General features: G+C 67.7%; 18 protein-coding genes. 7 read left to right on the top strand and 11 right to left on the bottom strand.

Going from position 1 to position 17,606, the window contains the following annotated elements:
• Position 1: 1 nt before the first annotated feature.
• The 4 genes from PFX90_RS10770 to PFX90_RS10755 form a co-directional block, all read right to left on the bottom strand.
• Positions 2–424 (bottom strand): 23S rRNA (pseudouridine(1915)-N(3))-methyltransferase RlmH, encoded by a 423-nt coding sequence (locus PFX90_RS10770; protein ID WP_285712445.1) that lies wholly within the window; start codon positions 422–424, stop codon positions 2–4.
• A gap of 136 nt (positions 425–560) precedes the next feature.
• On the bottom strand, positions 561–884 hold the full coding sequence (gene rsfS, locus PFX90_RS10765; protein WP_285712850.1) for a ribosome silencing factor: 324 nt from the start codon (positions 882–884) through the stop codon (positions 561–563).
• 204 nt (positions 885–1,088) lie between these two features.
• Positions 1,089–1,751, bottom strand: coding sequence for a nicotinate-nucleotide adenylyltransferase (locus PFX90_RS10760; RefSeq protein WP_285712444.1), 663 nt, complete (start codon positions 1,749–1,751; stop codon positions 1,089–1,091).
• A gap of 3 nt (positions 1,752–1,754) precedes the next feature.
• Positions 1,755–3,044 (bottom strand): glutamate-5-semialdehyde dehydrogenase, encoded by a 1,290-nt coding sequence (locus PFX90_RS10755; RefSeq protein WP_285712443.1) that lies wholly within the window; start codon positions 3,042–3,044, stop codon positions 1,755–1,757.
• A gap of 307 nt (positions 3,045–3,351) precedes the next feature.
• Between PFX90_RS10755 and PFX90_RS10750 the strand changes: the two genes are divergently transcribed.
• Together PFX90_RS10750 and PFX90_RS10745 are read left to right on the top strand one after the other, a co-directional pair.
• Positions 3,352–4,464 carry a peptidoglycan DD-metalloendopeptidase family protein gene (locus PFX90_RS10750; RefSeq protein ID WP_285712848.1) on the top strand — a complete coding sequence of 371 codons (1,113 nt, stop codon included), beginning with the start codon at positions 3,352–3,354 and terminating at the stop codon, positions 4,462–4,464.
• Positions 4,465–4,477: 13 nt separating this feature from the next.
• Positions 4,478–4,858 (top strand): bactofilin family protein, encoded by a 381-nt coding sequence (locus PFX90_RS10745; RefSeq protein WP_285712441.1) that lies wholly within the window; start codon positions 4,478–4,480, stop codon positions 4,856–4,858.
• A 130-nt stretch (positions 4,859–4,988) separates the two neighbouring features.
• Here PFX90_RS10745 and PFX90_RS10740 read toward each other — a convergent pair whose 3' ends face one another.
• From PFX90_RS10740 to PFX90_RS10720, 5 genes are all read right to left on the bottom strand, one after another.
• The gene (locus tag PFX90_RS10740) at positions 4,989–6,662 is read right to left on the bottom strand and encodes an AMP-binding protein (RefSeq protein WP_285712440.1); all 1,674 of its coding nucleotides are present in this window, start codon (positions 6,660–6,662) and stop codon (positions 4,989–4,991) included.
• A gap of 286 nt (positions 6,663–6,948) precedes the next feature.
• Positions 6,949–7,686: a DUF1013 domain-containing protein gene (locus PFX90_RS10735; protein ID WP_285712439.1), complete on the bottom strand. Its 738-nt coding sequence runs from the start codon at positions 7,684–7,686 to the stop codon at positions 6,949–6,951.
• 98 nt (positions 7,687–7,784) lie between these two features.
• Complete coding sequence (locus tag PFX90_RS10730) at positions 7,785–8,852, bottom strand: glycosyltransferase family 4 protein (RefSeq protein WP_285712847.1); 1,068 nt, start codon at positions 8,850–8,852, stop codon at positions 7,785–7,787.
• A 50-nt stretch (positions 8,853–8,902) separates the two neighbouring features.
• Positions 8,903–9,820, bottom strand: coding sequence for a UDP-2,3-diacylglucosamine diphosphatase (locus tag PFX90_RS10725; protein ID WP_285712438.1), 918 nt, complete (start codon positions 9,818–9,820; stop codon positions 8,903–8,905).
• A gap of 202 nt (positions 9,821–10,022) precedes the next feature.
• Complete coding sequence (locus PFX90_RS10720) at positions 10,023–10,649, bottom strand: glutathione S-transferase family protein (RefSeq protein ID WP_285712437.1); 627 nt, start codon at positions 10,647–10,649, stop codon at positions 10,023–10,025.
• A gap of 108 nt (positions 10,650–10,757) precedes the next feature.
• On the opposite strand from PFX90_RS10720, the gene PFX90_RS10715 reads away from it, so the two are divergent.
• Positions 10,758–11,732 (top strand): helix-turn-helix domain-containing protein, encoded by a 975-nt coding sequence (locus PFX90_RS10715; protein WP_285712846.1) that lies wholly within the window; start codon positions 10,758–10,760, stop codon positions 11,730–11,732.
• Here the strand turns inward: PFX90_RS10715 and PFX90_RS10710 are convergent.
• The gene (locus tag PFX90_RS10710; protein WP_285712436.1) at positions 11,723–12,715 is read right to left on the bottom strand and encodes an NAD(P)H-quinone oxidoreductase; all 993 of its coding nucleotides are present in this window, start codon (positions 12,713–12,715) and stop codon (positions 11,723–11,725) included. The two genes, PFX90_RS10715 and PFX90_RS10710, sit on opposite strands and share 10 nt — an antisense overlap.
• A gap of 134 nt (positions 12,716–12,849) precedes the next feature.
• Here PFX90_RS10710 and PFX90_RS10705 point away from each other — a divergent pair, with 134 nt between their 5' ends.
• The 4 genes from PFX90_RS10705 (at position 12,850) to PFX90_RS10690 (ending at position 17,216) form a co-directional block, all read left to right on the top strand.
• On the top strand, positions 12,850–13,053 hold the full coding sequence (locus PFX90_RS10705) for a DUF1192 domain-containing protein (protein ID WP_285712435.1): 204 nt from the start codon (positions 12,850–12,852) through the stop codon (positions 13,051–13,053).
• Between the two features lie 129 nt (positions 13,054–13,182).
• Positions 13,183–15,537, top strand: coding sequence for an ATP-dependent Clp protease ATP-binding subunit ClpA (gene clpA, locus PFX90_RS10700; RefSeq protein ID WP_285712434.1), 2,355 nt, complete (start codon positions 13,183–13,185; stop codon positions 15,535–15,537).
• Positions 15,537–16,046, top strand: coding sequence for an invasion associated locus B family protein (locus PFX90_RS10695; protein ID WP_285712432.1), 510 nt, complete (start codon positions 15,537–15,539; stop codon positions 16,044–16,046). The genes clpA and PFX90_RS10695 overlap by 1 nt, the downstream gene beginning before the upstream one ends.
• Before the next feature lie 159 nt (positions 16,047–16,205).
• Positions 16,206–17,216, top strand: a complete 1,011-nt coding sequence (locus PFX90_RS10690; RefSeq protein ID WP_285712431.1) for a ligase-associated DNA damage response exonuclease — start codon at positions 16,206–16,208, stop codon at positions 17,214–17,216.
• Between the two features lie 22 nt (positions 17,217–17,238).
• On the opposite strand, the gene PFX90_RS10685 is transcribed toward PFX90_RS10690, so the two are convergent.
• Positions 17,239–17,556, bottom strand: a complete 318-nt coding sequence (locus tag PFX90_RS10685) for a hypothetical protein (RefSeq protein ID WP_285712430.1) — start codon at positions 17,554–17,556, stop codon at positions 17,239–17,241.
• Between the last annotated feature and the right edge of the window lie 50 nt (positions 17,557–17,606).

Here is a 17,606-nt window from a genome sequence, read left to right as displayed (position 1 = left end):
CTCATGCCCGATGATAGGGATGGCCTGCAAGGATTGTGGTGGCGCGGTAGAGCTGCTCCATCAGCATCGCGCGGGCCATCATGTGCGGCCAGGTGGCGGGCCCGAAGGCGAGGAGGAGGTCAGCAGACGCGCGCTCGGCATCCGAATGCCCGTCCGCCGCGCCGAGGAAGAAGCGTGTCTCGCGCACGCCATCATCGCGCCACTTGCCGAGCAGTTGCGCGAAGGCTTCCGAGGACATGGCCTTGCCGCGCTCGTCGAGCAGCACGGTGCGGTGCGGGGTGAGCGGATCGGCGGCTTTCCCGGCGCCGGTATCGGGCCATTCGGTGAGCTTCACCGGCCATGTCAGGCGCTTGGCATAGCGGTCCACCAGCTCGCCCTCAGGCGACCGGCCTATCTTCCCGCGCGCGATGATGTGGAGAAGCAAAACGCCACCCTATGCTGTAGGCGCTGGTTCGGCCCGCAGGGCCGCGAGCGCACGCGCGCGAGCCGCAGGTGCTCGAGCCCGCAGGGCTCGAAACAGCACCGAGGACGGGGGTGCGGAGGCGCCCCCGCAAAGAAAACTAGTTTCTACCCATCATCGACGTTTCCGACCCCTCGAAGCTCCACATCCGTTCGAGGTTGTAGAAGCTGCGCACTTCGGGGCGGAACAGGTGGATCACCACGTCGCCTGCGTCGATCAGCACCCAGTCGGCGGCCGGCAGGCCTTCGACGCGGGCGTGGCCGAAACCGGCCTGCTTGATCTTCTCGGCGAGCTTCTGCGCCATCGACGCGACCTGCCGGGTCGAGCGCCCGCTCGCGATCACCATGTGATCGGCGATCGAGCTCTTGCCCTCGAGCGGGATCGAAACGACGTCCTGCGCCTGATCGTCGTCAAGCTGCGCCATCACCAGCGCGTGAAGCGCCGTGGCGCTGAGATCAGCGCCCACGAGCGACTTGGCCGTATTGGCGGCAGCTTGCACCGCACCGAGCGGCAGGGAAGCGAGAAGGGCTTCGGTCATCGGCAATCACGTATCTCCAGAGTTCGGGGCGATGGGGGCGGGCATCACGCATACGGCCAGGCGAGGCAGCCGAGGCGCGATTGCGGCGCCTCATGCGTCTTCCTCTGACCGGACTATGCGGAATGTCAGCCGATCGCGCAGCGGCACATCACGATCCGGCCCGAGCAAAGTCTCGGCCCACCCGGCATGGGCACGGCGGATGGCCGTGGCCGAGCGGTGGTCTGGATCGAAACGCATTAACACCAGGGCCGGTGCGCTCCATTGCCCCCGTTTCCGAATGCTGGCGGCAGACACACGATAGCGCCTGAGCCAGGCCATGGCGGGGCTCGCCATAGCGTCGTCATCATAGCCGGGGCGGGCGATCACCGCAATCGGCATTGTCCGCGCGAGCCTCCGCCAGTCCTTCCAGCGGTGCAACTGGGCGAGATTGTCGCTCCCCATCAGCCAGACGAAGCGCCGCTTGGGATAACGCCGGACGAGCTTTTGCAGCGTGTCGACAGTGTAGCGCGTGCCGAGTCTCTGCTCGATCGCCGTGGGGATGATCGGCGCGCGGCGGGCCTGCTGGCGGGCGGAGAGCAGGCGGGCCTCGAGCGGAGCCATCCCGGCCTGCGGTTTCAAGGGGTTGCCCGGCGAGACCAGCCACCACGCCTCGTCCAGCGCCAGTGCATCCATCGCGAACAACGTGATCCGCCGGTGCCCGCCATGCGCGGGGTTGAAGCTGCCGCCGAGGAGGCCGGTATAGGTCGCGGGCACTGTTTACGGGCGCGTTTGCCCGCTCCCGCGCACTTGCCACTTGTAGGTCGTCAGCCCTTCCAGTGCGACCGGCCCGCGCGCGTGGAGCCGCCCGGTGGCGATCCCGATCTCGGCGCCGAGCCCGAATTCGCCTCCGTCGGCATATTGGGTGGAGGCGTTGTGCATCACGATGGCGCTGTCCACCTCATTGAGGAAGCGCTCCGCGACCGCCTCGTCGGCGGTCACGATCGCGTCGGTGTGGTGCGAGGAATGGCGGGCGATGTGGGCGAGCGCTTCGTCGAGCCCGTCGACCATAGCCACCGAGAGAATCGCGTCGAGATATTCGGTGTCCCAGTCGTCGCTGCTCGCCGGAATGACGCGCGGATCGAGTGCGCCGATGCGGGCGTCGCCGCGCACTTCGCAGCCCGCATCGATCAGCGCGGCGACAAGCGGAGCGGGGGCGGGATAGGCCGAATCGATCAGCATCGTCTCCATCGACCCGCAGATGCCGGTGCGGCGCAGCTTGGCGTTGAGCGCGATCGCCTCGGCCATGGCCGGGTCGGCGGCGGCGTGGACATAGGTGTGGTTGATCCCGTCGAGATGCGCGAGAACAGGCACCCGCGCCTCGGCCTGCACGCGCTCGACGAGGCTCTTGCCGCCGCGCGGGACGATCATGTCGATAAGGCCGCTCGCGGTGAGCATCGCGCCGACGCAGGCGCGGTCCTGCGAGGGAACGAGCTGCACCGCCGCCGCGGGCACGCCGCCCGCCACCAGACCCTCCACCAGCGCGGCGTGGATCGCGCGGTTGGAATGGACCGCCTCGCTCCCCCCGCGCAGAATCGCCGCATTGCCCGCGCGCACGCACAGGGCGGCGGCATCGGCGGTGACGTTGGGGCGGCTCTCGTAGATGATCCCGATAGTGCCGACGGGCACGCGGATGCGGCTCAGCCTGAGGCCGTTGGGGCGCTCGGCGGAATCGATCACCTGCCCCACCGGATCGGGCAGATCGGCCACCGCCGCGACCGCATCGGCAACGCCCGAAAGCCGCGCTTCATCGAGCATCAACCGGTCGAGCATCGCGCCCGAAAGCCCGCGCGCCTCGCCCGCGGCAAGGTCCTTCGCATTGGCCGCGAGCACCTGCGGTGCGGCGGCGCGCAGGGCCTCGGCGGCAAGGCGCAGCGCGGCGGCGCGCGCGGCGCTAGGCATGGCGGCGAGTGCGCGCTGGGCGGCGCGGGCGTCCTGCGCCAGCGCAGTCACCAGCGCGGCGGGATCGGCAGCCTCGGCAGCAGGACGGACGGCGGTCAGCTTGGTCATGCCACGGCCTCTAGCACCGCGCGCGCCGCCTGTCAGGCCTGCCCGGACAGAGGGCGATTCGCGCGGATTCGCCCGCATCGGAAGCCTGGCCACCGGAACGTCACGCAAACCTTGATCGGCTCGCCGCGATTCCGCATCGACTCACCTAGGATAGAAATATTGGATTCGACCCCGTAGAAACACGCTGATAGCGCCGCGGCCCGGGGCACAACAAAACCAGACCGGGGCCGCAATTTTGTCACTCAAGGATACCGCACAAGTGTGGGGCGACCGGCTACGGCAATGGTTCCCCGACCGCGAGTTCTTCATGCGCGCCGACGGACAGGTGCGCTTCATTAAGGTCTCGTCCAAGCTCCAGATGCGCGTTGCCGGCGGCGTGGTGGCCGTGGCCTTCCTGTGGCTGCTCTCGCTCGCGATCATGGCCTGGGGCCAGTACCGCGCCGAGGCCGACCTGGCCTCCTTCGTCGAGGAGAAAGCCCGCGTCGCCAAGGCGGGCGAGCGCATCAAGGAATATGGCGGCAACCTCGACAAGGTGGTCGATGACCTGAAGGAACGGCAGGACTTCCTCGACGAGATGGCCCGGATGCTGCCCGAGGACATGGTCCGCGAAGGCGCGGCGAGCGGCACGATCACCGATTCGACCCGCGAAGCCAGCGAGACCGTGAAGAAAGTCAGCGCGCTGATCCCGCAGGCCAAGGGCCTTGCCGAGATCGAGGCGCGCCAGCTCGCCTTTGCCGAGCGCCTCACCCGCTTCGCCGATGCCCGCGCCCGCCGCGCCGAGGCCGCGATGCGCAAGCTCAATCTCGATCCCAAATCGATGACCCGCGAGACCCAGCAGGCGATGGGCGGCCCCTTCGAGGCGCTGCTCGGCGGCGGCAGCAACGATATCGACCCGCGCTTCGAGCGCCTCGGCCTCAGCCTCGCCCGCATGGCGGTGCTCGAGCGCGCCTTGGACGGCATCCCGCAGGTCGTCCCCGCGAGCGTCGAGAACATCACCTCGGGCTTCGGCTACCGCCGCGACCCCTTCAACGGCAGCGGGGCGATGCATGCCGGGATCGACTTCAAGGGACCGATGGGCTCGCCGGTCTTCGCCGCCGCCGATGGCCGCGTCAGCTTCGTCGGGCAGAAGTCGGGCTACGGCAATGTGGTCGAGATCACTCACGGTAACGGTATGTTGACCCGCTACGCCCACCTTTCGCGCTTCGACGTGAAGGTCGGCCAGCAGGTCGCGGCGGGTACGACCATCGCCGGGCTCGGCTCGACCGGGCGCTCGACGGGGCCGCACCTGCATTTCGAAGTCCGCATCAATGACCGCGCGGTGAACCCGCGCCCGTTTCTGGAGGCCGCCCCCGATGTTCTCAAGGAAGTCCGCGCAGCCGGATCCGGCACCCCTGCCCGCCGCCCCGTCGCGGCCCGCTAACAGGAGCAGCACCATGGCCTCTGGTTCGACCTTCTCGGTGATCGGCGCGGATGTGACCATCACCGGCAATCTCAGCGCCTCGGCCGATCTGCATATCGACGGTGCAGTGCTGGGCGACATCACCTGCGCGAGCCTGGTGCAGGGCGAAAAGAGCGAGATCAGCGGCGCCGTCGTCGCCGAAACCGCGCGGCTCGCGGGCAAGGTGACGGGCTCGATCACTGCCAAGGAGCTGGTGATCCTCAAGTCCGCGCGGATCGATGGCGATGTGCATTACGACGCGCTGACGATCGAGCAGGGCGCGCAGGTCGATGGCCGCTTCGCCCCCAACACCCGCGCCGCCGACGTGGCCGCCGCCCGGCCGGTGCTGGAAATGCCGGCCGAGGCCGCGGAGTAAGCGCGGCCTGTCCCCCTCCCGCTTGCCCCCGGCTCGGGGGCCGGGGCGGGTATCGGGGCTAGGGGTGGGCACGAACCCACGCCCGCTCATTTCCCACCCCCGGCCCCTCCCGCAAGCGGGAGGGGAGAGGTCAGAGCACCTCGGCCCGCAGGGTCTTGCGGTCGAGCTTGCCGATCATCGTCTTGGGCAGGCTTTCGCGCACCACCACCTGATCGACCCGTTCGTGCTTGCCGATGCGGGCGTTGAGCCAGCTTGCCAGCTCCTCGCCGGTGGCTGACGCGCCTTCGTTCAGCGTCACATAGGCGCGCGGCACCTCGCCGCGGTATTCCTCGGGAACGCCGATCACCAGCGCCTCCTTCACCGCGGGGTGTTCGAGGATCACATCCTCGACGACGCTCGGGAAGACCTTGAACCCGCCCACCGCGATCATGTCCTTGATGCGGTCGACGATCTCGAGGAACCCTTCGGCATCCACCCGCGCGACATCGCCGGTGCGCAGGTAGCGCTTGCCTGCGATCTCCACGAAGGTGTCGGCATCGGTCTCGGGGCGGTTCCAGTAGCCGCGCATCACTTGCGGGCCGTGGACCGCGAGTTCGCCCGGTTCGCCTGCGGGGGCGAGCTTCGTGGCATCTTCCTTGTCGAGCAGCACCACCTCGGTCCCCGGCACCAGCTGGCCAATGGTGCCGCGCTTGCGGGTGCCGTCATAGGGGTTGGCCGAGACCACGCCCGAACTTTCCGTGAGGCCGTAACCCTCGCAGATGCGCACCCCCGTCACCGCCTCGAATTTCTCGTGGACCGGCCCGGGCATCGGCGCACCGCCGGAAATGCAGACCTTGAGGCTGCTGAGGTCGGTCTTGGCGAGATCGGGGTGGTCAAGCATCGCCTGAAACATCGTCGGCACGCCCGGAAAGCCGGTGCAGCGGTAGCGCTGGATCGTCTCGAGCACCTGCCTGGTCTCGAACCGCGGCACCATCGCGATCGATGCGCCGGTCACCATCGCGTGATTGAGCAGCGCGGTGTTGGCGAAGACATGGAAGAACGGCAGCGCGCCCATGAAGCACTCGCCCGTGGGGTTGCCGAAAGGGTTCAGGGCCGCGACCTGCTGGGCGTTCACCGACAGCTGGTCATGCCCCAGCATCGCCCCCTTGGGCCGGCCGGTGGTCCCGCCGGTATATTGGAGCAGGGCGAGATCCTGCGGGCCGACATCAACCGGGGCGGGCTGACCGGCGGGGATCATCTCGGCCCAGCTCTTGATCGTCGGACCAAAGGCCACATCGGCGATCTGCTTGCGCTTCAGCAATTGCAGCGCGAGGCCCTTGTACCACGGCAGCTGGTCGGCGAGGCTGCCCACCACCAGCGTTTCCAGCGCCGAACCTTCGAGCACCTTGGCGGCGGTCTTGTAGAGTTCGGGCACGTCGAGCGTCACCAGCACCCGCGTGCCGCTGTCGCCCACCTGCCAGCTCAGCTCCTCGACCGAATAGAGCGGCGAGAAGTTCACCACCACCGCGCCCGCCATCATCGCGCCATAGTAGGCGGCGGCGTAGATCGGGACATTGGGCAAAAACAGGCCGACGCGGTCGCCCTTGGTGATGCCGATCGCCTGGAGCCCGAGCGCGAAGGCCTTGGCCTCCTTGTGGATCTGCGCGTAGCTGTAGGTACGCCCGAGGAAGTGCAGGAACGGCGCCTGCGGGTTCATCGCCACCGTGCGCTCGAGCAGCGCGGGCAGGCTCGCGGGCGCGAACTGCGTATCGAGCGGAACCGGGTGGTGATAGTCGGTGCGGGCGGGGGCGATACTGACAGTCATGTCAGTAATTCTGGCGCACAATGGCTTGCCGCACAAGCGAAAGTGGCGGCAGCCCCTCGCCAAATAGCAAGACACCGTCACCTCGTGCCCGACACGGAGCCCGAATCAAACATCAGTGGGACAGAGCAACTTCGGCCCGCCGCAGGACGGGCCGCGAGCGCACGCGCGCGAGCCGCAGGTGCCCGTAGCGAAGCGAAGGAATAGCACCGAGGACGTGCCCGCGGAGGCGGGCACGCAAAACAAAAAAGCCTAGCCCCGTGTCAGGCACGGGGTGACGTAGGGGTGATTAGATAAACCCGCTCTCCGGGTCGATCTTCTGTTCGGCGGCTTCGGCTTCGCGCTTGCGGGCGAGCCAGGCTTCGGCCTCGGCTTCCTGCGCGGCTTCGCTCGCGGCCTTGGTCTGGGCGTCGCGCTCGGCGCGCAGTTCCTCGATCAGCTTTTCGCGGTCGTTGCGCTCGGACTTGGCGGGCGCGTCGGCGTCCTCAGTGATCCCGGCGCGCTTGGCGGCCTTGGCGACCATCGCGTCAAGCTCGCGCTGCGAGCACAGGCCGAGGGTCACGGGGTCCTTGGGCGTGATGTTGGCGATGTTCCAGTGCGTGCGGTCACGCAGCGCGCCGATGGTGTTGCGGGTGGTGCCGATCAGCTTGGAGATCTGCGCGTCCGACACCTCGGGGTGGTTGCGCAGGATCCAGGCGATGCCGTCCGGCTTGTCCTGCCGCTTCGAGACCGGAGTGTAGCGCGGGCCCTTGGTGCGGGTCACCTCGACCGGCGCCTTGTGCATCTTGAGAGAGTAGGCGGGATCGGCCTGCCCCTTCTCGATCTCGGCCTGGGTCAATTCGCCCGAGTGGACGGGATCGCGGCCGGTGTACTTGCTGCCCGCAAGATCGTCGGCCATCGCCTGCACTTCGAGGATGTGGAGGCCGCAGAACTCGGCGATCTGCTCGAAGGAGAGCGCGGTGTTGTCCACCAGCCAGGTCGCGGTGGCATGCGGCATCAGCGGCTTGGGCTGATCCTTGGTCGCCATGGGGGAATCTCCGTTGAAAATAGAAGGGCCGCCCCTTTCGGAGCGGCCGCCTTGCGGGGCCAGATAAGCGAATTGGGGCCAAACGGCAAGAAATGGATTCAGAAAGCGGGCGCGGCTTGCAAGGATACCGCTTCCTCTTCCTCCAGAGCCACCAGCCCGGTCAGGAACTGCCGGGTAGCCGCCTCCCAGCTGAAGCTCGCGCCGTAGCGCGCGCAGACCTTCCGGTCGCAATAGCGCGCGGCGTCGATGGCGCGGGTGAGGTCCTCGCTCATCGCGCCAACCTCGCTGGTGACGATGTCGAGCGGGCCCGGTACCGGAAAGGCGGCGACCGGGGTGCCGCAGGCGAGCGCCTCGATCATGACGAGGCCGAAGGTGTCGGTGCGGCTCGGGAAGACGAAGACGTCTGCCCCCGCATAGCACCCGGCGAGCTCCACGCCGGTCTTCTTGCCGAGGAACAGCGCGTCCGGGAATTTCGCCGCGAGGCTCGCGCGGGCCGGGCCGTCGCCCACCACCACCTTGGTGCCGGGATAGGGACAGGCGAGGAAGGCCTCGATGTTCTTCTCGACCGCGACGCGCCCGACATAGAGCAGGATCGGGCCCTCGAGGCCGGCATATTCGGGCGGCGGCGGGGCGGCGGGGGAGAAGCAGGAAAGGTCCACCCCCCGGCTCCAGTGGGTGAGCTGGGTCAGGCCCTGATCGCGCAAGGTCGCGCGGATCGTCTCGGTGGCGACCATGATCCGCTGCGCCGGGCGGTGGAACCAGCGGATATAGGGCCAGAAAAAGCGCGCCGGCAGCCCGGTGCGGCGGGCGATGTAGTCGGGAAACTGGGTGTGGTAGGCGGTGGTGAAGGGCACCTTGCGCCTCAGGCAATAGCGCCGTGCGGCCAGCCCCAGCGGGCCTTCGGTGGCGATATGCACCGCCTCGGGCTTTACTCGTGCGAGTTGCCGCCCGACCGCGCCAGGGGCGGTCAGCGCGAGGCGGATCTCGGGATAGGTCGGCGCGGGGATCGAGGGGTAGCCTTCGGGGCTGATCACGGTGACCTGATGGCCCCATTGGCGCAGCACCTCGCAGGTGGTCGAGAGCGTGCGCACCACGCCGTTGGTCTGCGGATGCCAGGCGTCGGTGACGATCGCGATGGACGCAGGGCTCGGGCCCGCTGGCGCGATGGCAGCGGGGGCAGGGGCGACGCCGTCGGTGGGGATGGTGGTCAGCCGGTTCACGCCGCCTCGCGCGCCGGACCGGGCGCAGGCGCCTCGACTTCGGCCCTGCGGGCCTCGTCCTCGGCGCGGCACTTCATTTCCTCGGGCCAGTGCAGGATTTCCATCCGGCCGTCGTGATGTTCGACCAGCGCGTTGCAGCCTTCGACCCAGTCGCCGTCGTTCCAGTATTCGACTGGCTTGCCGTTGTGTTCGAAGCTGCGGAATTCGGCATTGTGGATGTGCCCGCACACCACCCCGTCGACCCCGCGCTCACCCGCGGCGCGGGCGACGACTTCCTCGTACTTGCCGATGAACTCGACCGCGTTCTTGACCTTGTGCTTGGCCGCCTTGGAGAGCGACCAGTAGGGCTTGCCCATCCAGCGCCGCACGGTGTTCACCGCGACATTGCACTTCATCATCCAGTGGTAGGCATGGTCACCCACGAAGGCGAGCCAGCGGTGGGAGAGCATCACAGCGTCGAACTCGTCGCCATGGAGCACCATCAGGCGCCGCCCGTCGGCGGTGTCGTGGAAGGCAGCGCGGCGAATCTCGATGCCGCCGAAATTGAGGCCGGTGAACTGGCGGAACATCTCGTCGTGGTTGCCGGGGATATAGACCACCCGGGTGCCGCGGCGGGCGCGCTTCATGATGCGCCAGACGATGTCGTTGTGCGCGGAGGGCCAGTAGAACTTCTTCTTCAGCCGCCAGCCGTCGATGATGTCGCCGACCAGATACATCGTCTCGCTGTCGACATTGTCGAGGAAGTCGATCAGCATCTCGGCATTGCAGCCCTTGGTGCCGAGGTGAACGTCACTGATCCAGACGGTGCGGTAGGAGCGGCGGGCGTTGCCCTCGGGCTCCGGGATGCGCGGCGCGGCCGTCGGGAAGCTGGCGATGTTGTCGCTGATCAGGTCGGAGAGGTCGGCACTGGTCATGGGTAACCCTCGAGTGTCAGGTCTCGTGAGCCCCCCATGGCAGCCAATTGTTACAGCCGACTCACAGGCAAATGACGGTTTCGCGTCATTTTCCGAAAGGCGCACGATAGGAACATGACTTCTGCTGGCGTTGACATGACCAGAATATGACTGGCGCACGGTAAAGCAAGCGGGTCCGAGGCGCGTCTGTCGACGGCTGTTCTCAGTCCATCGGAACAAAGCCGGGCAGCGCCTCGATCCGCGCGATCCATGCCTGTACGGCCGGGTAATCGGACAAGGTGAAGCCGCCTTCCCCTGCCACATGAGTGTAGGCGAAGAGCGCGATGTCGGCGAGGCTCGGGGCATCGCCGCAGAAGAAGGCGTTGTCTTCGAGGTGCCTGTCCATCAGCGCCAGCGCCGCATCGCCGCCCGCGCGCTTGGCGGGGATCGCGGCGCGCTGTTCGGGGGAGAGGTTGTCCTCGCCCAGAATGCTCACCCAGAAGCGCAACGTGGCGACGTTGGGCTCGTGATTGTATTGCTCGAAGAACATCCAGCGCAGCATGTCGGCCTGCGCAAAGCGGTCTGCGGGGATCAGCGCGCTGCCGTGGGCGAGATACCAGCAGGCGGCGTTGCTCTCGGGCAGGAAGCGCGCATCGGCCCCCTCGCCGATCTGGAGCACGGGGATGCGCCCGTTGGCATTGATGTGCGCGAGAAACTCCGGCGTGCGCGTCTCACCCCTGGTGATGTCGTAGGCCTTGCGCGCCAGCGGCAGCCCGAGCAGCGCGGCGGTGAGCGCGATCTTGTAGCAGTTCCCGCTGCGGGGATCTTCGTGGAGGGTGAGGGGGGCCATGCGCGTGCTCCGGAATGTCGTTTCGACTGCGCTCTTGTTGCGCGGGGGCGCCGGGTGTGACAATTGGCCGATTGGCCATTCACAACAAGGATTCTGCCATTGCAGCGCGTGACCCCCCAAGGCCCCCTCGTGGTCGCGCTCGCCTTCGACGGCGCGCCGATGTTCGAGCTGAGCCTGCCCGCGGAAATCTTCGGCCTGCCCCGCCCCGAGTTCGGGCCGCGGTGGTATCGCTTCGCCTCGGCGTCGGTGGACGGGGGCCCGATCCGCACCGGGGCGGGTTGGCAGCTTTCGGTCGATGGCGACCTGTCGCTCTTCGCCGAGGCGGACCTCATCGTCATCCCCGGCTGGCGCACCGCCGAGCCTGCTGTGCCCGAACCCCTGCGCGCGGCGCTGCTGGCCGCCCACGCACGCGGGGCGCGGCTTGCCTCGATCTGCTCTGGGGCCTTCCTCCTCGCCGAGCTGGGCCTGCTCGACGGGCGGCGCGCGACCACCCACTGGCTCCACGCCCCGCTGCTCGCGCGGCGCTACCCGCGCGTCACCGTCGCGCCCGACATTCTCTATGCCGACAGCGGCGACGTGCTGACCTCGGCAGGCTCGGCGGCAGGGATCGACCTCCTGCTCCACATCGTGCGGCAGGATTTCGGCGTGGCGCGGGCCAATGCGCTCGCCAAGCGGCTGGTGCTCCCCGCGCAGCGCGAAGGCGACCAGCGGCAATATGACGACACGCTGCGCCCGCCCGCGCCGACCGACCGGCTCGCAGGACTGATGGCGCGGATCATGGCGAGCCCGGCGGAGGACTGGCCGGTGGGCCGCCTCGCCGCCGAAGCGGGCATGAGCCTCAGAACCCTCGCGCGCGCCTTCACCGCCCGCGCCGGATGCGCGCCGGGGACCTATGTGCTGAAAGCCCGCGTCGCCCGCGCGCGGGAATTGCTCGAGACCACGGCGCTCCCGGTCGAGCGCATTGCCGAGCTTTCAGGGTTCGGCTCGGCCACCAGCCTCCAGCAGAACTTCCGCCGTCAGCTCGGCTGCGCGCCGACCGCCTACCGCCGCAATTTCGCGCCCGCCTGCACGGTTCAGGCCTGATCGCCCGCCACTTCGAGCACGATCTTGCCGACATGCGCGCCCGCTTCCATCCGCGCGTGGGCGACGGCGGCTTCGGCGAGGGGGAAGCTTGTGTCCATCACGGGGGAAAGCTCGCCGTCGCAGAACAGCGGCCAGGCGTTGTCGACGATCTCGTCGGCAAGCGCGGCCTTGAAGGCGTCGGTGCGGGGGCGCAGGGTCGATCCGGTGAGGGTCAAGCGGCGCATCATCACCTGCGCCATGTTGATCTCGGCGCGCGTCCCGCCCAGCACCGCGATGGTGACGTGGCGGCCATCCTCGGCCATGCACTTGAGGTTGCGCGCGACATAATCGCCCGAGACCATGTCGAGCACGATGTCGACGCCCTTGCCCCCCGTTTGCGCCATCACCGCCTCGACGAAATCCTGCTCGCGGTAGTTGATCGCAAGGTCCGCGCCGATGCGGGTCGCAGCGGCGCACTTGGCCGCATCGCCGCAGGTCACGATCACCTCCATGTCGAAGGCCTTGGCGAGCAGGATCGCCATGGTGCCGATGCCGGAGGTCCCGCCGTGGACCAGCACGCGCTCGCCATCGCGCGCGAGGCCGCGTTCGAACAGGTTGTGCCACACTGTGAACAGCGTCTCGGGGATCGCGGCGGCCTCGGACAGCAGCATGCCCGAAGGCAGCGGCAGGCAGTGCTGCCAGTGCGCCGCGCAATATTCGGCATAGCCCCCGCCCGGGGTGAGCGCGGCGACGAATTGCCCGATCATCTCGCGCGGGACTTCGGAGCCGACCGCGACGATCTCGCCCGAGACCTCGAGGCCCAGCAAGGGCGAAGCGCCCGGCGGCGGGGGGTAGAGCCCGGCGCGTTGCAGGCAATCGGGGCGGTTTACCCCGGCATAGGCGACGCGGATGAGCACATCATCGGGCCGCAGGCGCGGCACCGGGCTGGTCTGGAGGCGCAGCACCTCGGGGCCCCCGGGCGCGTCGAACCCGATCGATTGCATGGTCTCCGGGATCGCCGGACCGCCACTCGCCCCCATTCTGTCGTCCCCGCAAGCCCAATTTAACCAAAGTTCCTCCGGCGAATAACCGTCTCGCCGATTGACAGCAAGCCGCTTGGGGCGGATGCTGCAAGGCAATGGAAGAACCCGATCGCCCCCGGCCTGTCGGAGATGCCGCGAGCCGCCTCGCCACCGAGGACCTCGGCCCCTATTCGCAAGCCGAGCTCGACGAACGCATCGCCCTGCTCGAGGCTGAAATCGCCCGCGTTTCCGCCCACCGCGCCAAGGCAGCCGCGCACCGCGCCGCCGCCGACGCGTTGTTCGGGAAGGGGGGTGGATGATCCCCTCACGCGTTTCCTGCGTAGTGCCTACAAGGGATTCGCAATTCCTTATCGCCCACCCATATTGTCGGAAAATGGCTCTCTCCGTCCGCTCGCCACGGGCATCCACCCGCTGAAAAGGCCTCTCCCATGCCCAGCTTCGCCCAGAACCTCGAACGCACGCTGCACAATGCGCTCGGCAACGCGTCCGAGCGGCGGCACGAATATGCCACGCTCGAACACCTGCTGCTGGCGCTGATCGATGACGAGGATGCCGCCCAGGTGATGGCCGCCTGCGGGGTCGACCTGGCTGAGCTCGGCGAGGTGGTGAAGCAGTATCTTGATCAGGAATATCAATCACTTAAGACGGAAGACGGCGCCGATCCCCAGCCCACCGCGGGCTTCCAGCGGGTAATCCAGCGCGCGATCCTGCACGTCCAGTCCTCCGGCAAGGACACGGTGACCGGCGCCAACGTGCTGGTCGCGCTGTTCTCCGAGCGCGATTCCTACGCGGTCTATTTCCTCCAGCAGCAGGACATGAGCCGGCTGGATGCGGTGAGCTTCATCAGCCACGGCATCGGCAAGGGCGGCCGCCAGATCGAGCCCAAGACCCCGCAGGGCACCGACAAGGCCGAGGAAGCCGCCCAGACCAAGCAGGAGGGCGGCAACAAGAAGGAAACCGCGCTCGACCAGTTCACCGTCAACCTCAACGCCAAGGCGGAAAGCGGCAAGATCGACCCGCTGATCGGCCGCGGGCCGGAGGTTGACCGGACGATCCAGATCCTGTGCCGCCGCTCGAAAAACAACCCGCTCTATGTGGGCGACCCGGGCGTGGGCAAGACCGCGATCGCCGAGGGCCTCGCGCGCAAGATCATCGAGGGCGATGTGCCCGAGGTGCTGGCCGAAGCGGTGATCTACTCGCTCGACATGGGCGCGCTGCTCGCGGGCACGCGCTATCGCGGGGACTTCGAGGAGCGCCTGAAGCAGGTCGTCTCCGAACTCGAAGGCATGCCCCATGCCGTCCTGTTCATCGACGAGATCCACACCGTCATCGGCGCGGGCGCGACCAGCGGCGGGGCGATGGACGCCTCGAACCTGCTGAAGCCCGCGCTCTCCAGCGGCGCGATTCGCTGCATCGGGAGCACGACCTACAAGGAGTTCCGCAACCACTTCGAAAAGGACCGCGCCCTGCTGCGCCGGTTCCAGAAGATCGACGTGAACGAGCCCACCATCGAGGACACGATCAAGATCCTCAAGGGTCTGCGCACCGCCTTCGAGGATCACCACAAGGTCAAGTACACCCCCGATGCGATCAAGACCGCGGTCGAACTCTCGGCGCGCTACATCAACGACCGCAAGCTCCCCGACAAGGCGATCGACGTGATCGACGAGGTCGGCGCGATGCAGATGCTGGTGCCCCCCAGCCGCCGCAAGAAGACCATCACCGCGCGCGAGATCGAACAGGTGATCGCGACGATGGCGCGCATCCCTCCCAAGTCGGTCAGCAAGGACGACAAGAAGGCGCTCGAAAACCTCGAACGCGATCTCAAGCACGTCGTCTTTGGGCAGGACGAGGCGATCCAGCGCCTCGCCACCGCGATGAAGCTGAGCCGTGCGGGCCTGCGCGATCCGGACAAGCCGATCGGCAGCTTCCTGTTCAGCGGCCCCACCGGCGTCGGCAAGACCGAAGTCGCGCGCCAGCTCGCCACGATCATGGGGATCGAGCTGAAGCGCTTCGACATGTCGGAATACATGGAGCGCCACTCGGTCAGCCGCCTGATCGGCGCGCCTCCGGGCTATGTCGGCTATGATCAGGGCGGCTTGCTCACCGATGCCGTCGACCAGAACCCGCATTGCGTGCTGCTGCTGGACGAGATCGAGAAGGCGCACCCCGATCTCTACAACATACTGTTGCAGGTGATGGACAACGGGCGGCTCACCGATCACCACGGCAAGACGGTCGATTTCCGCAACGTGGTCCTCATCATGACCACCAACGCGGGCGCGGCCGATATGGCGCGGCAGGGGATCGGTTTCGGCGATGTCTCCAAGGCCGACGCGGGCGACGATGCGGTGAAGAAGATGTTCACCCCCGAATTCCGCAACCGCCTCGATGCGATCGTGCCCTTCGCGTATCTCGGCAAGAGCATCGTCGCGCGCGTGGTCGACAAGTTCATCCTCCAGCTCGAGCTTCAGCTGGCCGAACAGAACGTCCACATCCAGTTCGACAGCGATGCGAGGAGCTGGCTGGGCGACAAGGGTTACGACAAGCTCTACGGCGCCCGCCCGATGGCCCGCCTGATCCAGGAAAAGATCAAGCAGCCGCTCGCCGAGGAACTGCTGTTCGGCAAGCTGGCCGAAGGCGGCGAGGTCCATGTCAGCATCAAGGACGGCAAGCCCGCCTTCGAGATGACCCCGGCCCCGCCCAAGGTGAAGCCGGCCAAGAAGGTCTCGGTGAAGAAGAAGCCGGCGAAGAAGCCCGAAACCGAAACCGACGAGGGCTGATGCGCTTTGGATTGACGACACTCGCGGCGGCGGGGGTGCTGATCGGCACCTCCGCCGTTGCCGCGCAGGACGACAGCGACCCGGCCGGCCAATCCGCGGAGCAACTCGTCAAATCCGGCAGCTGGCGCATGAGCGCCACCCAAAAGGGCCCGGACGGCAAGCCCGAATGCACCGAGATCTGGCACTTCAATGCCGACGGCACGGGCAAGGTCGAGAGCGGCGAGGAGCGGATCGAGAAAACCTGGCGCACCGAGCACAAGGAGGGCGATACCTGGCTCTACACCCGCTCGATGGCATCCAACGGCGCGCCCGACTGCATGGGCAAGACCAGCGACCCCGCCAGCTTTCCGCGTAACCCAAGCGGGGTGCTGCTCATCTTCTTCAACAATGGCAACGCGATCCTGTGCCAGCCGACCTATTCCCGCGGCCCCGACGGCACCCTGACGCCGACGCATATGTACAGCGAGGAAAACTGCTGGGGCTCGCTGGCACCGCTGGCCAAGGACTGAGCCACTTGCCCACCCCTAACCCCGATACCCGCCCCGGGCTTGACCCGGGGGTGAGCGGGAGTGGGACTGGTTGGCGCTGATACTCTCCTCCCGCCTGCGGGAGGGACTGGGGGTGGGAATTTCACGGAACTCAAACCACCCGATTCCCGTATCTCCCCCATGACCTCCGCCCCATTCTCCTGGATCAGGCCCGAGCCCTGGGGCATCCACATCGTCCCCGCCGACGCCTGGGTCGACCCCTCGCGGCCCGTGCCCCGCGCGCTGGTGACACATGGCCACGCCGACCACGCGCGCGGCGGGCACGGCATCACCATCGCCACCCCCGCGACGCTCGCGATCATGGAACTGCGGTATCAGACGCGCGAGGGTGCCTCGCCTGTCGAATACGGCGAAACCGTCAGCATCGGCGGCGGGGTCACGGCGACCTACCTGCCTGCCGGTCACGTGCTCGGCTCAGCGCAAATCCTGCTCGAACACGCGGGCGAGCGGGTCATCATCACCGGCGACTACAAGCGCGCGCCCGATCCCACAGCCGCGCCCTTCGAAGTCACCCCCTGCGACATCTTCATCACCGAGGCGACCTTCGGCCTTCCCGTCTTCACCCATCCCCCCATCGGCGAGGAGATCGGCAAGTTGCTGGAAGCGCGCGCGGACAACCCCGATTCCTGCATCCTTGTCGGCGCCTATGCGCTCGGCAAGGCGCAGCGGGTGATCGCCGAGCTGCGCGCGGCGGGCCACACCGACACGATATGGCTCCACGGCGCGATGGAGGCGATGTGCCGGCTCTATGAAGAACACGGCGTGGCGCTGGGCGACCTGAGGCTGGTCAGCGACGCGCCCTCGAAGGACGCGATGCGCGGGGGCATCATCCTCGCGCCCCCGTCAGCGCTCAATGACCGCTGGAGCCGCCGCCTGCCCGAACCCGTCACCGCGATGGCGAGCGGCTGGATGCGCGTGCGCCAGCGCGCCCGGCAGCGCGGGGTCGAGCTGCCGCTGGTCATCTCCGACCATGCCGACTGGAACGAACTCACCCGCACCATCACCGAGGTGAACCCGCAGGAGACCTGGATCACCCATGGCCGCGAGGAAGCGCTGCTGCGCTGGTGCGAGCTGAACCAGCGCCGCGCCCGCGCGCTGGCGCTGGTGGGATACGAGGACGAGGATGACTAGCACCCCCGCCCCCGGATCGGTCTTACTTGATCGCGGCCAGCTCGGCGGCGATCTTGGCCAGCATTTCCTCGGTGATGAGGCCCTGCGAGAAGGGCGCGAGCGCCTTGAGGCTCAGCGACTTGAACTGCTCGTAGGCCGGGTGCTGGGTGATATCCATCCCGTTGAAATTCGCGGTCACCACCGCCTTGGCGCGTTCGTCGGCCATCAGGGTCTCGATCGGGGTGTCGATGGAGAAGGCCGGAGCCGGCGCGGGGGTGGCAGTGTCCTGCGCCAGCGCGGCGGCAGGGGCAGTCACGGCGGCAAGAGCAAGGCCGAGGGCAGCAAAAGGCGCGAACTTCATGGAGCGGTTTCCTTGATGGACGATAGGCTGACACGGATGTCAGCAACGCG

This window comes from Erythrobacter oryzae, assembly GCF_030271515.1.
Taxonomy (GTDB): domain Bacteria; phylum Pseudomonadota; class Alphaproteobacteria; order Sphingomonadales; family Sphingomonadaceae; genus Erythrobacter; species Erythrobacter oryzae.
Note: the sequence above shows the minus strand (reverse complement) of the source record. Positions and strands in the feature narration are given on the sequence as shown.